The sequence below is a fragment of the Nostoc sp. genome, from assembly GCF_036917755.1.
Taxonomy (GTDB): Bacteria; Cyanobacteriota; Cyanobacteriia; order Cyanobacteriales; family Nostocaceae; genus Nostoc.
Genome location: NZ_JBALFC010000157.1, coordinates 131,510 through 146,481 on the forward strand (window position 1 = coordinate 131,510; position 14,972 = coordinate 146,481).

15 protein-coding genes are annotated in these 14,972 nt (G+C 43.2%); 7 read left to right on the forward strand and 8 right to left on the reverse strand.

The window, feature by feature from the left end:
- The first annotated feature begins 74 nt into the window (after nt 1–74).
- The gene (locus V7L05_RS33760; RefSeq protein ID WP_335170622.1) at nt 75–3,410 is read left to right on the forward strand and encodes an alpha-mannosidase; all 3,336 of its coding nucleotides are present in this window, start codon (nt 75–77) and stop codon (nt 3,408–3,410) included.
- A 76-nt stretch (nt 3,411–3,486) separates the two neighbouring features.
- Here the strand turns inward: V7L05_RS33760 and psbN are convergent, their stop codons facing one another.
- Nucleotides 3,487–3,618 (reverse strand): photosystem II reaction center protein PsbN, encoded by a 132-nt coding sequence (gene psbN / locus V7L05_RS33765; RefSeq protein ID WP_196525836.1) that lies wholly within the window; start codon nt 3,616–3,618, stop codon nt 3,487–3,489.
- An 85-nt stretch (nt 3,619–3,703) separates the two neighbouring features.
- Here psbN and psbH point away from each other — a divergent pair, with 85 nt between their 5' ends.
- The 3 genes from psbH to pth all read left to right on the forward strand — a co-directional run bounded on the left by psbH (nt 3,704) and on the right by pth (nt 5,189).
- Nucleotides 3,704–3,907 (forward strand): photosystem II reaction center phosphoprotein PsbH, encoded by a 204-nt coding sequence (gene psbH / locus V7L05_RS33770; protein ID WP_335170623.1) that lies wholly within the window; start codon nt 3,704–3,706, stop codon nt 3,905–3,907.
- Between the two features lie 151 nt (nt 3,908–4,058).
- The gene (locus V7L05_RS33775) at nt 4,059–4,331 is read left to right on the forward strand and encodes a TatA/E family twin arginine-targeting protein translocase (RefSeq protein WP_099103129.1); all 273 of its coding nucleotides are present in this window, start codon (nt 4,059–4,061) and stop codon (nt 4,329–4,331) included.
- Nucleotides 4,332–4,547: 216 nt separating this feature from the next.
- Nucleotides 4,548–5,189, forward strand: coding sequence for an aminoacyl-tRNA hydrolase (gene pth, locus V7L05_RS33780; protein WP_335170624.1), 642 nt, complete (start codon nt 4,548–4,550; stop codon nt 5,187–5,189).
- Nucleotides 5,190–5,498: 309 nt separating this feature from the next.
- Here the strand turns inward: pth and V7L05_RS33785 are convergent, their stop codons facing one another.
- Nucleotides 5,499–5,843, reverse strand: a complete 345-nt coding sequence (locus V7L05_RS33785) for a hypothetical protein (RefSeq protein ID WP_335170625.1) — start codon at nt 5,841–5,843, stop codon at nt 5,499–5,501.
- Nucleotides 5,844–6,350: 507 nt separating this feature from the next.
- On the opposite strand from V7L05_RS33785, the gene V7L05_RS33790 reads away from it, so the two are divergent.
- Nucleotides 6,351–7,193, forward strand: coding sequence for an SPFH domain-containing protein (locus tag V7L05_RS33790; protein WP_335170626.1), 843 nt, complete (start codon nt 6,351–6,353; stop codon nt 7,191–7,193).
- Between the two features lie 110 nt (nt 7,194–7,303).
- On the opposite strand, the gene folP is transcribed toward V7L05_RS33790, so the two are convergent.
- Both folP and tpiA read right to left on the reverse strand, forming a co-directional pair.
- On the reverse strand, nt 7,304–8,164 hold the full coding sequence (gene folP / locus V7L05_RS33795) for a dihydropteroate synthase (RefSeq protein ID WP_335170627.1): 861 nt from the start codon (nt 8,162–8,164) through the stop codon (nt 7,304–7,306).
- 52 nt (nt 8,165–8,216) lie between these two features.
- Nucleotides 8,217–8,948: a triose-phosphate isomerase gene (tpiA, locus tag V7L05_RS33800; protein ID WP_335170680.1), complete on the reverse strand. Its 732-nt coding sequence runs from the start codon at nt 8,946–8,948 to the stop codon at nt 8,217–8,219.
- 216 nt (nt 8,949–9,164) lie between these two features.
- Here tpiA and V7L05_RS33805 point away from each other — a divergent pair, with 216 nt between their 5' ends.
- Nucleotides 9,165–10,646, forward strand: a complete 1,482-nt coding sequence (locus V7L05_RS33805; protein ID WP_335170628.1) for a GTP-binding protein — start codon at nt 9,165–9,167, stop codon at nt 10,644–10,646.
- Nucleotides 10,647–11,125: 479 nt separating this feature from the next.
- Here the strand turns inward: V7L05_RS33805 and V7L05_RS33810 are convergent, their stop codons facing one another.
- The 4 genes from V7L05_RS33810 to V7L05_RS33825 form a co-directional block, all read right to left on the reverse strand.
- Complete coding sequence (locus tag V7L05_RS33810) at nt 11,126–11,515, reverse strand: hypothetical protein (protein ID WP_335170629.1); 390 nt, start codon at nt 11,513–11,515, stop codon at nt 11,126–11,128.
- A 527-nt stretch (nt 11,516–12,042) separates the two neighbouring features.
- Nucleotides 12,043–12,282 (reverse strand): hypothetical protein, encoded by a 240-nt coding sequence (locus tag V7L05_RS33815; protein ID WP_335170630.1) that lies wholly within the window; start codon nt 12,280–12,282, stop codon nt 12,043–12,045.
- Between the two features lie 125 nt (nt 12,283–12,407).
- On the reverse strand, nt 12,408–14,060 hold the full coding sequence (locus V7L05_RS33820) for a mechanosensitive ion channel (protein WP_335170631.1): 1,653 nt from the start codon (nt 14,058–14,060) through the stop codon (nt 12,408–12,410).
- Between the two features lie 139 nt (nt 14,061–14,199).
- Nucleotides 14,200–14,367 (reverse strand): hypothetical protein, encoded by a 168-nt coding sequence (locus tag V7L05_RS33825; RefSeq protein WP_335170632.1) that lies wholly within the window; start codon nt 14,365–14,367, stop codon nt 14,200–14,202.
- Between V7L05_RS33825 and V7L05_RS33830 the strand changes: the two genes are divergently transcribed.
- Nucleotides 14,349–14,792 (forward strand): SRPBCC family protein, encoded by a 444-nt coding sequence (locus tag V7L05_RS33830; protein WP_335170633.1) that lies wholly within the window; start codon nt 14,349–14,351, stop codon nt 14,790–14,792. The genes V7L05_RS33825 and V7L05_RS33830 overlap by 19 nt on opposite strands.
- Nucleotides 14,793–14,972: the final 180 nt, after the last annotated feature.

Genomic DNA, 14,972 nt, shown 5'->3' on the forward strand with positions numbered 1-14,972 from the left:
GTTGTGAGACTCCAGCCAAACAATAAAAACGACTAACTGTTAATTATCGTAAGTGACCTTATCTTAGCGAAAATATGACCCCGACTGTCTCTCAATCCCAGACTAAATTCATCTCACAAGTTATTGAGCAACTGCGCTCATTTTGTCAAGTTAATCTTCAGTCTACTTGGCTATATCAGGCATCTGACCTGATTATTACAGATGTTGTAGCTGCTGATTTGTCTGATTGGCAACCTGTCGAGTTGAATGCTAAAGAACATATCGCTTGGACAGGCGGGAAAAAAGTGCTATGGCTAGTGCAAAAATTGGTGGTTCCCCAAGATTTACAAGGTTATCCCTTAGCTGGGTTATCTTTGCGGCTGGCGCTGCTTTGGTGGGCAGATTCTGCTGAGATTTATGTAAATGGGGAGTTAGTACTGGAGGGGGATTTATTTGATTGTTCGCCGAGAGTGCTTCTCAGTCGAGGGGTGAAGCCAGGGGATGAGTTTACTGTGGCTTTGCGGTTAGTCAGTCCGGGACATTGTGACGGTGCTTTAGTGCGATCGCTCCTAGTTTATGAGTCTACTGTTGATCATAATCCCGATCCGGGCTTTGTGGCTGATGAGTTAGCTGTGGTGCAGCTTTATTTGGAAAAATTTGCACCGGAAAAGTTGGATGTTTTGGCGGCGATGGTGGGGGAGGTTACGAACCGCAGAGGAGGACGCTTCCGTGCGGGGGTTCCCCCCGTTGAGGAAAGTGTCCGTCGCGCAGAGGACACGGAGGGAGAGAAGGAAGAGTTGGTAAAGTCGTTTTTCTCTCTACGCCAAAATTTAATTCAATCCGACATCTTAGCCCCCCTTTTGAAGGGGGGTTGGGGGGATCGAAAATCTAAAATTTTCCTATTGGGTCATGCTCACTTAGATTTAGCATGGCTATGGCCTGTGAGTGAAACTTGGAATGCGGCACAAAATACTTTTGAGTCGGTTCTGAAGTTGCAAGAAGATTTTCCTGAGTTAATTTTCTGTCATTCAACTCCCGCACTTTATGCTTGGATTGAAGAACATCGCCCGGATTTGTTTGGGGCGATTCAAGCACAGGTAGCTGCTGGAAGGTGGGAAGTTGTCGGCGGAATGTGGGTAGAACCGGAACTCAACCTAATTGCTGGTGAATCAATAGTCCGTCAGCTATTGTATGGTCAACGCTACATCCAGGAGAAATTTGGTAAGCTTTCAACCGTGGTGTGGGTTCCAGATTCTTTTGGTTTCTGTGCAACTTTACCGCAGTTTTTCGCTAATGCCGGAATTGAGTATTTTGTGACGCAGAAGTTACGGTGGAATGATACTACTAAATTTGATTATGGGGCTTTTTGGTGGCGATCGCCTGACGGTAGCGAAATCTTTAGTTTGATGTCTGCACCCATCGGTGAAAGCATCGACCCAGTTAAAATGGTATCCTACGCTCTGGAATGGCAAACCCAAACTAATTTACCAGAATCCCTCTGGCTTCCCGGTGTCGGCGACCACGGCGGCGGCCCCACCCGTGATATGTTAAAAATCGCCCAACGCTGGCAAAAGTCACCTTTCTTCCCAGACTTAGAATTTACGACATCTGAAAAGTATTTACAGCAAATTCAATCAGGAGTCAGAAGTTATTATTCTCCCTCATCCCCCTCATCCCCCTCATCTCCCTCATTCCCCATCTGGAATGACGAACTATACTTAGAATTCCATCGCGGTTGCTACACTACCCACGCAGATCAAAAACGCTGGAATCGTCGTTGTGAAAATTTATTATATGAAGCTGAACTATTTGCTACCTTGGCAACCATAAGCTGTGGTGTGACATATCCCAAAGCAGAAATTGAAGCAGCTTGGAAACTGGTGTTATTTCAACAGTTTCACGATATTTTACCTGGTACTTCAATTACCCAAGTTTATCTGGATGCGTTGCCCCAGTGGCAGCAAGTAGAACAAGTAGGAACCAAGATATTACAGTCATCACTTTTAGCGATCGCATCTCACACTACTCTATCAGAACCACCAAAATCCGATAGTTTGCCTATTTTCGTTTTCAATTCTCTCAATTGGCAACGTTCAGAGGTAGTCTCTGTAGCCTTACCCACGCCAGCAACAGCTACCCAAGAATGGCAGATTTACGATGCTTCTGGAAAGCAGCTTATCTCCCAACCATCTCAACCATCAACGCTACTATTTCTCGCCACCGAAATTCCACCCGTAGGCTACCGCATATTTTGGCTTTCCCCCTCATCCCCCTCATCCCCCTCATCTCCCCCACTCCTCCCAGACTGGATTTTAGAAAATGAATTCCTGCGAGTTGTTATAGATCCTGATACTGGAGATTTATCAAGTGTTTTTGACAAAACTTATCAACGAGAAGTTTTGAGTGGGGCAGGGAATCAACTACAAGCTTTTAAAGACAGTGGTCAATATTGGGATGCTTGGAATATAGACCCCAATTACGCTCAACATCCCTTACCCGCAACAAATCTTCAATCTATTCAGTGGTTAGAACAAGGCCCAGTCCAAAGTCGTGTGCGCGTGGTGCGTCAATTGGGTGAATCGGAATTTTGCCAAGACTATATTTTGCAAGCTGGTTCACCTCTGCTGAACATAGCTACTACCGTTAATTGGCAAGAAAATCATGTATTGCTGAAAGCTGCTTTTCCTTTGAATGTCGAAGCAGACTTTGCTACCTATGAAATTCCCTGTGGCGCGATTCGCCGCCCAACTAAATCACAAACCCCCGCAGAACAAGCAAAATGGGAAGTTCCCGCTTTGCGTTGGGCTGATTTGACAGCAGAAGACACAATCCAAAATCCAAAATCTAAAATCCAAAATTGTTATGGTGTCAGTTTGCTGAATGATTGTAAATACGGTTACGACAGCAAACCAAATCAACTCCGCTTGACACTGCTACGAAGTCCTAATTGGCCAGACTCAGAGGCTGACAGAGGTTTTCACGAGTTCACATATACCTTGTATCCTCATGCTGGTAACTGGGAATCAGCCCATACAGTACGGCGTGGCTATGAATTAAATATACCGTTGCAAGTGATATTGAATCCACTCAGCACTCACAACGGGCTAAACAACAGCTATCCGCTAACACAACTCAGCACTATTAAAGGGGTGAGGTTCCTAGATTTATCAGCTGAAAATTTAATTTTGATGGCCTTGAAGCCATCTGAGGATGACCCACAGCAGTTAATTCTGCGGTGTTATGAATGTCACGGAGAAACAGCCGAGTTATCTTTGCAAAGTGATTTAGGGTTGAATCTAGGAGATACAGTAGATTTGTTAGAGCGTTCCTCTACCACTGAATTCTCATCTGGGCAACAAATCTTGACAATACAGCCTTGGAAAATCGCCAGTTTCAAGGTGATACCAGCGATTAATCCCAGGCTGGAATGAGTCACTATTGCTCTGTCAGTGGTCAGTTGTGGTTTTCCACAGACCACTGACAAATGACTAATCACAAATGACTAATTTAATCTTCGTGGTCATCAAACGGATCGTTCAATTGCTTGCTAGGAGGGCCAAAGGAGGTATAAATCGACAGTCCAGTGATGGCAACCACCACGACAGCCACAGAAATGCTAAGAACTATTGCGGGTTCCATAATTGAGAGATAGATGATGAGTGCTATTCTTATAGAATATTACAGAAGATTAAAAAAAGCTTTGGTAAGTAATATTGGGTGAAGTATGGCACAAAGAACTAGGTTGGGAGATATCCTGAAACCGTTGAACTCTGAGTATGGGAAAGTGGCTCCAGGTTGGGGCACTACCCCTGTGATGGCTGTTTTTATTTTGCTATTTTTCGTGTTTCTGCTGATTATTCTGCAACTTTACAATAAATCACTGTTGATTCAGGATGTATTTGTCGATTGGCGGAGTTTAGGACGTTAACGGATACACAGCTATTAAGTTTGGATCACAAGTTAAGTTACACCCGGTTCATCCGGGTTTTTTTGTCAACGGTTAGTGCAGACTAACTATTGAGTAGACTACATAATATGTGAGTTTCTCTAGTGGTTCTATAGTTTAGAGGAGACAAAAAATGAATATATTTGGTATCGGTCTGCCGGAAATGGCTGTAATTATGGTAGTGGCGCTCTTAATCTTTGGCCCAAAGAAGCTACCAGAAATTGGTCGGAGTGTGGGCAAAACAATTCGTAGTTTCCAAGAAGCTTCCAAGGAGTTTCAAAATGAGTTTCAAAAAGAAGCAGAACAGTTAGAAGAAGTTGTAAAGACTACTGCGGAATTGGAACCTAAGCAAATCCACCCTGCTAAATCTGAGCAGGATACCGCTAGTTCTTCCCAACCTAGTTAGGAAAGTGTACTATACCAATTTTGGATTTTGGGTCGCGCCTTTGGTGTGCTAATAGCGCAACTTGGATTTTAGATTGTTTTGCGGTTCAGAGTAACGTTCTTGGTGGACGGAACAAATGCAAAACCGTCAATCTCAAATCACCAAGCTTGTACCCTTGTGGTCTCTTTCAATCCAAAATCGCAAATCTAAAATCTAAAATTGATTGACTGTAGCAAAATGACACAAGCAGTTACGCAACCAGCTTTGGTAATTCCCCAACTAATTGTCGGGTTGGGGAATCCAGAAGCTAAGTACGACCAAACACGCCATAACATCGGCTTTGCTGCTGTAGAAACTCTCTCCCGTTCTTGGCGCATTCCCTTAGCAGAAAATCGCAAGTTTCAGGGTGAGTATGGCGAGGGTATGGCCTCAGGTGGGGGTAAGATTCGCTTGTTGAAGCCGTTGACTTATATGAATCGCTCAGGACAGTCAATACAATCGGTGACAAGTTGGTATAAATTGCCGCCTGAATCAGTGCTGGTAATTTATGACGATATGGATTTGCCCTTGGGAAAAACTCGTCTGCGCTTGTCTGGTTCGGCTGGGGGACATAACGGGATGAAAAGTGCGATCGCACATCTTAGTAGCCAAAACTTTCCCCGTTTGCGAATCGGTATTGGTAAACCCAAAGGTGCAGCTAATAACGATGATTCCGATGCTATCTCCCATGTGCTGGGGCGATTTTCTGCTGCGGAAAATCAGCTGATGTCTCTTGTACTTCAGTTCGTACTTGAGTGTGTTGAACTAAGTCTCAAGCAGGGAGTAGAAAAGGCGATGAATGTTTGTAATAGCCGCACCATTAATAATTCTGAGTCTTAGGGTTGGATGAATACTGCCCTATCAGGTAGAAGAAAAGAGTTTAAAGGCGCTTATTTTGGTTCATGGGTAGCAATTTTAGCTTGCTCTATCCAACCAAGATAAGCCCTTAACGCACTCTGTGCATAGGAAAAGTGACTCATCTATAGGGATGCCACATACTTTGCTTAAGCGCTCTAATACCCTCTCAGAAGCAATACAGAAGATGGGAAAATTATAATGCTAAATTTTTCTGGCTGTACGATGAACTGAAGAATAATGTAGTCTTAGCTACTAACATAGATGAGAAAATATGATTATTTTTACATGATTTTAAAAGCTGATTCTGCCCTCATTTAGTAATTTATATCCAGATGCTAATGCTGCAAAAGCAATTATGAAATCCCATAAGCTAGTTGGCTTTAAAATAACTCCACCGCTTAAGAAAAGTAGTACTATGCCAATGCCTAGAAAAATCCATCCCAAGTTACCAGTTTCTCTACGAAAGAAAACTAATGCAAATACACCTATCATAGTTGCGATAACTGAAGCTGTAGCAGGTAAGCTACGGTAAAAATATGAATAGTAACCGCTAACAAATATGATGTCTTGACCAAAAAAGTATAAGCCTGTAATAAGTAGGATTAAACCAATAAGTCTGATTAACAGCCTGCTCATAATATTTTTACATTGTTAATGGCTGAAGCCAATTTTAATCCGATCATACTGGAGCTTTTTATATTGTGCTATATTTTACGCTAAATATTTTAAATTAAGTTAATATACTTAATAAAAGTTCCGATTATCTGAAGATGTCAGTACAATTAAGGGATATTTAGTAATAAGTAATAAGTAATACCTATAAAGTTTTCCCTCAGCACTCAAAACTGGGCATGGGCTAAACCTGGTTCTTCCGCTAACAGCACTGTTTCGGTAATGTTGATTACATAAAGTAGTCCTTGCCAGCGTTTTATCAAGGTGCTTTAATAGCGATGTCTGACGACAAGAAGCAGAGCTTCTACGCATTCCGCAAAACAGTCCCACTTATAGAATATGTACAAGACGGGCAGCGACTCGACATCAGACATCGCTGCTGGTGTTCATAAAATTACAGACTCAAAGATATGACAAGCTAGTAGCATATCCTTGACACTAAATTCTCCCCAAAGCTGAATAGGAGTATACATGGAGCCAATCATTTTTATAGTTTTAGTGCTTATAGGTTATGCCTTAGGTTCTGCAAAACTGATTAATCAAGGTAATGAAGCCCTAGTCGAACGCTTGGGGCGGTATCATCGGAAACTTAAGCCAGGGCTGAACTTTATTGTTCCCTTGGTCGATCAGATTGTGATGGAAGATACTACACGAGAGCAAATTTTAGACATCAAACCTCAGGATGTGATCACCCAAGATAATATTTCCGTGGAAGTTGACGCTGTTATGTACTGGCGCATCAAAGATATTGAGAAAAGCTTTTATGCTATTGAGGATCTGCAAGGGGCACTGACACAGGTGACTACAACGACGCTCCGGGAAATCATTGCCCAGAACACCCTAGAGCAGACCAATGTCTCTAGAATGGAGATGCACTCAGCTCTGTTATTCGAGTTGAATAGTATAACCACAGATTGGGGAGTTGATATTCTCCGGTTAGACCTTCAGAGAATTACCCTACCTGAAAGTGTACGGAAGTCAAGAGAAGAGGAGCAAGCTGCTGTAATCAAAAAACGGGCGCTGATTACTGAAGCAGAAGGGGAAAAGGAAGCTGCCATTAAAAAAGCAGAAGGAACTATGGCTTCAGTGCAAATCATTTCTCAAGCTCTACGTTCCAATCCTGACAGTAGGGACATTCTGCGGTATCTTGTAGCTCAAGATTACGTAGATGCCAGTCAAAAACTTGGTGAGAGCAATAATGCCAAAATTGTCTTTGTAGACCCAGCCAACTCAACTGAAATGTTTCAGGAGTTGATAGCCGAGTCGATAATTACAGAAGGTCACGGCAAAAAATCCGAAAACGGTAATACTTAAGAATCAAACAATTTTGGATTTTGGATTTTAGATTTTGGATGGTCACTGAGCCATGCCGAAGTGTTGACCCCATTAAATCTAGAATCTGCTTGCTCTGTAAAATCAAGGAATTATTGGTTATGCTGCGCTGCTTGTCTCAATAGTGCATCGGCTACTAATGACACATCGCGCATTTCTTGAACATCGTGAACTCGGAGGATATCAGCGCCATTAAAAATAGCAGCACAACAAGCTGCTGCCGTTCCCCAAACTCGTGCTTTGGGATCTGGTTGATTTAAAATGCGACCAATGAAACTTTTACGAGATGCTCCTACCAAGATAGGACAGTTTAGTGTTGTGAGCGATCGCAAGCCGCGAAAAATTTCTAAATTTTGCTCATAGTTCTTAGCAAAGCCAATACCAGGATCAATAATAATTTTATCCAGGCCAATGCCCGCAGCAGTTGCTAGCTCAATTTGCCCAGCCAAAAAACTATAAATTTCTTTGAGCAAATCTTGATAATCAGTCTGTTGCTGCATTGTCTGTGGTGTTCCCCGGATGTGCATTAAAATCATCGGTACATTTAACTTTGCCACTGTTGGCAACATTTCTGAGTCAAAAGTGCCGCCAGAAATATCATTAATAATATCCGCTCCAGCTTCTACAGATGCCATTGCTACAGCAGCACGGGTAGTATCTACAGAAATCGGGACTGAAATTTCTGGTCTTATTACTTGTAACACTGATACTACTCGATCGAGTTCCTCTGCCAGAGTTATTTGCTTTGCCCCTGGTCGAGTTGATTGACCGCCCACATCAATAATATCAGCACCAGCAGCTACCAGTGCTTGCGCCTGTACTAAAGCGGCAGAGGTAGTATTAAACTCACCTCCATCACTAAAGCTATCAGGTGTCACATTCAAAATACCCATCAAATAAGTCCGCTGTCCCCACTCGAAACAGCGTCCTCGAATTATCAAATTCCTTGGCATAAATCTAGATTAGGCATTCCCATGCAGAGCATGGGAACGAGAAGAAGGCACATTACACTGACTGAAAATTCACAATCCGAGCGAAACTCTCAGCTTCTAAACTTGCTCCTCCCACTAAAACACCATCAATTTCTGGTTGAGCCATGATCTCATCGATATTATTCGGCTTAACTGAGCCGCCATATTGAATTGATACATTTGGATTAGTCAACTGGCTACGAATTAAGCCAATTATTCGATTTGCTTCCGTCACTTCACAAGTATCACCGGTGCCAATTGCCCAAATCGGTTCATAGGCAATCACCAAATTATTCTGATCAATATCTACCAAGCCTTTATCGAGTTGGAGACTAATCTGTGATTCAGTTTCTCCCGCATTTCGTTGTTGTTTAGTTTCGCCAACACAGAGAATTGGGGTCAAACCAAACCTTTGAGCAGTTCGGAGGCGCAGATTAACAGTGGTGTCCGTTTCACCAAAGTATTGCCGTCGTTCGCTATGACCGACAATCACAAAGCGCACACCACTTTCTGTCAGCATTGGGGCAGAAATCTCACCCGTGTAGGCTCCAAATTCTTCCCAATGGACATTTTGTGCCCCCAGTTGGATGAGGCTACCGTGCAAACTCTTGGACAAAAGGCTTAAATCAGTGAACGGAGGGCACAATATCACTTCTCGCCCTTCGGGGGTTTCCTCTAACTGGGGCAGAAATCCTTGTAAAAACTCCTGGGTCTCTGCCTGGGTTTTGTACATTTTCCAGTTGCCGGCAATAACGATTTTCCGCACAGGTAATTTAGTCAAGATCCTAACGCGTTATTTAGATGCATTTTTCAGTTTATGACTTTTTGTTAGCCATTAGTCTACTAATTGGGTATTGGGCATACTTATCCCCCTTGTCTGGTTTATCTGCATCATCTCGCCAAACCGCTCCTAAAAATAACTAGGATAGTAAATGGGGTGTATTTCAAATTTAAAATCTAAAATTTAAAATCTAAAATTAATATGACTTCGACATTGCCCTTGCCTGAACCTGATCAAAGCGATTCCGCTAACACTGATGCAAATTCTCTCAGATGGGAGGAAGAACTGGATAGTGCCATTTTCAGTTTTGAAGACATTCAAACAGAACTGAACTATAAACAAGCGCAAACGGCGCTGCGAAACTTGGTAGTCAATCTCGACCTCACCCCCCAAGAAAAAACCGGGTTGGAGACAGAAATTGCGGATTTGGAAACCATGCTGGGAAAGTTAGACCGCATGGTGGTACAGATTGCGGCTTTTGGCATGGTGGGACGTGGGAAATCTTCGCTACTCAATGCTTTAGTTGGGCAAACAGTATTTGAAACTGGGCCGCTGCATGGCGTCACCCGTGCTGCACAAACAGTTAATTGGAGTATTACTGAGGAAGCGGTTGGGGAAACTGAACGGGCTTTTCGAGTCACTCTCCCTGGTGTAGGTCAATCACAGGTGGAATTAATTGATACTCCTGGGTTAGACGAAGTAGATGGTGCAACCCGTGCCGCATTAGCTGAACAGATTGCAAAACTTGCGGATTTGATTCTGTTTGTGATCTCTGGCGACATGACGAAGCTAGAATACATGGCTCTTTCTCAGCTGCGGGAAGCAGGTAAACCGATCATTCTGGTGTTTAACAAAGTAGATCAGTATCCAGAAGCAGACCAGATGGCAATTTATCACAAAATCCGGGATGAAAGGGTGCGGGAATTACTCACACCTCTAGAAATTGTCATGACTGCGGCATCGCCATTGGTAAAGACGGCGGTTCGTCGCCCTGATGGTACTAGGGGCATACAGTTGCGTACAGGAAATGCGAAAGTCGAGGAACTGAAGCTGAAAATTTTGGAGATTTTGCACCGTGAGGGTAAAGCTTTGGTTGCTCTTAATACTATGCTTTATGCCGATATTGTAAATGAGCAATTGGTTGAGCGAAAAGTGATGATTCGGGAACAGAATGCCAATCAGTTGATTTGGAAGGCTGTGATGACTAAGGCATTAGCGATCGCACTCAATCCCCTAACTGTGGTAGATATTCTCAGTAGTGTGGTTATTGATATTGCTCTAATTTTGGGTTTATCTAAACTCTATGGCTTCTCGATGACCGAAACCGGGGCTGTACAATTGCTACAAAAAATCGCCCTGAGTATGGGCGGCATCGGTGCTAGTGAATTGTTAGCAAATTTGGGCTTGAGTGGATTAAAAACTTTACTTGGGATCTCTGCAACAGCTACGGGTGGCATTGCGCTAGGCCCTTACATATCGGTGGCAATCACGCAAGGGGGAGTCGCTGGTGTTTCTTCTTACGGGATTGGACAAGTTACCAAAGTTTATTTAGCTAATGGCGCGACTTGGGGACCTGATGGCCCGAAAGCAGTAATTAATCGGATTTTGGCAAACCTGGATGAGGCTTCAATTCTCAACCGGATTAAAGATGAATTACTCCACAAAGTAAAACTCAGAAAGTGATGCATAGTGGAATTATTGAAGAAGAATGCAGAATCCAGAATTCAGAATTCAGCAATCTTTCAGTCGGGGATTGGGACCCGCTACTGAATTGTTGCACCACCAAATCGTAGATTTGGTGGAGGTCTAAAAAGAGGTTATTCATCCGCTTTTTCGGTCAAAATTCATTCTGAATTCTGACGACTGGCACCTTTATTCCAATACAGTTCAGTTAAGCATTTCTTCCTTCTCTTCTTTGCGTCCTTTGCGGTTCGTTAAAAAAAATGACTTTTACAAAGAGTTTTAGCCTTAACCCAAGCGTATTGGCCTTTATTCTGTTCGATAAAGGTTTTGTTAGCCAATATTTAAGTATAAGAAAGAAAAACGAACCGCTAAGGACGCAAAGGACGCGAAGAGAGAAAGAAAGAAGTTAAAAGGGTTTGGCGCAGCTTTACAAAGAAACTGTACTCAGTGCGATCGCTCCCATTGATCAAAATACTATTTCAGGGCGCAGAACCATCAAACGCACTCTTGTAAGCATCAGCAGTTTCTATCCCAAAACCTCCAGCTTGGATATGACGAACTAGCGATTGAATGATGGGTATAGCAATACCAATACCAAATAAAGAATTGAAGCCTGCAACAACCACTGGTGCCGACAAAATCACTGCAAATTCTGGAAATAAAGCTAACACAGCCACCAAAACCAAAAAAACAATTGGTGTAGCAATACCTGCTGCCTTTGCTGCTTCAAAAATTAGATTTTTAAACTCTTCAACAGTAATGTCGCCCCGATAAAGATCCAAAGAATAGGAAATCGCCGTTACTACAACCTGGGTGAGAATAGCTGTTCCCGTTGCAGTAATGCCAAGTTTAGCGATTGTAAAATCCATGTTTTCGTAACCTTTCATTTCTGCTGTGGAGTATTTGCTCCAGTTTCTCTTTTTAAGACTGAGAACCACCTCAGCATTAATGACGAATTTACTGACAAAATTGTTAAAGAGATATAGTAATCCGCTTTGATTATTGAACTGACTTGCGTAGGCTGGGAGTAGGGAGTGGGGAGTGGGGAGTGGGGAGTAGGGAATAAGCCTTTTCGATTAGTACTTAATTTGTTCAAAAATCAAATAGGAGTCCTATAGTAATCAATTTATATCGTTTGTGTATGTTAACGTGAGTTCGACAAACCTCTCCCTGCCTTGAACAAAGTTCAAGTCTGTCCCTCTCCGACTCGGAGAGGGACAGGTTTTGCGTAGTAAAACCTCTTAGAGGTCTTTTGATGCGATCGCAGTTAACGTTACTAAAAATACCCTGTATGAAAAGGTGGTGATCTAAGCGATCGCTTGTAGAATTATTGAAAATTTATTAATTTAATTTTTTCAAGGTACAAAAATATTCTGGATACTGGATTACGCGACTCTTAACCCGGAACTTCGACCTCTGAACTCGGAACTTTGACCTCTGAACTCGGAACTTCGACCTCTGAACTCGGAACTTGAGCTTTTGAACTCGGAACTTGAGCTTTTGAACTCGGAACTTGAGCTTTTGAACTCGGAACTTCGACCTCTGAACTCGGAACTTGAGCTTCTGAACTCGGAACTTGAGCTTCTGAACTCGGAACTTGAGCTTCTGAACTCGAAATGTCAAGTTCTATACTCAAACTCCGAGCTTCTAAGCTCTAACTTTCAACCTTTTAGGCACAATTGCCGATAGATTTTCTCCACTCTTGATGCTTAGGGCTGCACTTTCCTTTCTTTACAAACGAAATTGCGCCTTCATCAACTTTTAGTTTCTACCTTTGAAAGAGTTTAGCCATTCTTGAACTTGCTCTCGTGCAATATCTCGCCCCCCAAGACCAAAAGCTAGGGCAATAGCAACTGCGATCGCACCTAGTAAAAGTCCAAAAGCTAAATTTACAATATCACTGGCAACTCCAATCTGTTGCAGTGCCATTGCAGAGACTAAAGCAATAATGGCAATCCGCGCCACCTGACCCAAAATCTGTGCCTGACGTTCGCCGGAACTGGTAATGATATTAAAAGCCAGATTTGCCAGGAATAAGCCAATGGCAAAGATCACCAATCCTGCCAAAATCCGCCCGAATATGATTACAATACCAGACACTAATGCTGTCAGGGCTGGAATATTCAAGATATTCACCGCCGCCACCGTTGCAAACAACATGATACCCACTAAGGCAACAATACCTGCAATTTCCGATGGCGTGCGGGTTGGAGTCGGTTCAACTGTTGGTTGTGTTGAAATTATGATTCGTCTGCTGGGTGTTGTCAGACCCAAAAGAGTGAAAATGTTATTAAAGCCTAAATTGGTGAGGATACTTGTAACCAAATCCGCCACAAACCGCCCCACGAAATAGGCAACAATCCAAATTGCCACGGCTGTAAAGATGGCTGGTAGGGCATTAAGAATCTGTTGCAGCATGGCGATCGCCGGCACTGAGATCGCATCAATTCGCAAGGCATTCAGCGTGGCGATCGCCACAGGAATCAAAATCAAAACATAGACAATTGTGCCGATAATACTCGATAGAGGTTGCACCCCCGCAGTCGCAGATAATCCCAACCGACTACCTAAATGGTCGATACCAGTTGTCGCCAGTAAATTCGTGACAATCCGCCGTACTACATTAGCGATGAACCAGCCAACTACAGCAATTAAGATCGCCGCTAAAATGTTCGGTAGAATTAGCAGAACTTCTGTAATAAGAGCTTGTACTGGTTGTAGAGCCTGCCTGAGTCCGAGAGTATCCAAAACTGGGGCAAGAAACAGTAAAAATATAAACCAATACAGAGCATTGCCAATCGTCTCACTCAGAGACAGCTGATTGAGGCTGGGTGGGCTGTCTTCTGGCTCTGGATTCAAACGCTCATCCAGGTTAAATGCCTGTAATGAGCGCACAGTGATAATCTTCACAATGATCGCCAAAAACCAGGCGGTTCCTAAAAGGATTCCCGCACCAACCAACTTTGGCAAAAAGCCAATAAGTTGATCGAGAGAATTATTCAGAGGTCGAGAGACGACCTCCAGATCCAATGTCTGTAAAACAGCTACCGCCGTCAACAAAATAATGATCCAAAAGACTAAGCTGGAGATTAATTTCTCCACTTGGGGAACATCTTGACGACTCGTTATCCCTGCGGCAATGCGATTATCTATATTTGTGCGCTTGAGAATTGCTTGTGTCAGTGACGCTGCGATCGCTGCAATTAGCCAACCTACTAACAAAATTGCCACCGCCCCCAGCAGACGGGGTGTAAACAGAATCAACTGTTGAACAATACCTTGCACATCAGCAATTCCTTGATTCACTGCTGGTTGCGTCTGTTGCAGGCTGGGCGATTGTGCCAAAAATTGCTGCACCCTTGTGGATGAAGCAACTCCTATCATCTGGGTTATTCCTTGCCAAGTTGTGTTCATGGTTTTCGGGAATTATGCTTAAGTATTCGCCGCAAACACTGAGTCAGTGTTTTGCCTATCAATTTACCAGTAAAAACATACATCTATGGGATTAATATCAAGAATAATTTTTGACTTTGTTACTCATATTTGGTTTAATCTACTGACATTGGTATGGGCATTGGGCATTGGGCATTGGGCATTGTTCAATAATCAATAGTTCTTCTTCCCCTACTTCCTCATCCCCCTCATTCCCCTCCCCAGAATTTTGCGTTACTCTAATTGCAGCAATAGCATCAAAGATGTGGAATGTCCCAAGTTTTGTCACAATCGATTCAAATTAATGCTACAGCTACGGTGGTGGAGCGCTGTATTAGCGATTTAACCCTCATGCACCGTTGGCTCAACCCTGTCCTCCGTTGCGAACCTATGGGCGAAGCTTGGAGTACCGATGTTGGCAGTCAAAGTCGTTTTATCATTCAAATTCCTCTACTGAAACCCACGTTGAATAGCGTAGTTGTGCAACGAGAACCGGGTTTGATCGTCTGGGAATTTAAAGGATTTTTTCAAGGGCGCGATCGCTGGGAATGTCAGCCAACAGAAAAGGGAACCCGCCTACTCAATCGCTTTGAGTACGAGATCCCTAACCCCTTAGTGAATTGGGGTTTCAACACCTTTGCTGCATCTTGGACAAAAGAAGATATGCAAGCCCAACTGCGCCGCCTCAAACGAGTCGCAGAAGAGCAAGATTAACAATTCAAAATTCTTGCATTAACGCCTTGCGTATTTTCCAAGAGTTGTGGCGACTGCGGGGAATTTAAACCCCGATGGTTCCTGAGCCTGCGTTGCCCTGAGCAGTTGTTGAGAATAGGACTTCATCATTACCTTAAGTATAAACACAGCTTGTAACCTCTGTAGATAAGGTTACAAGCC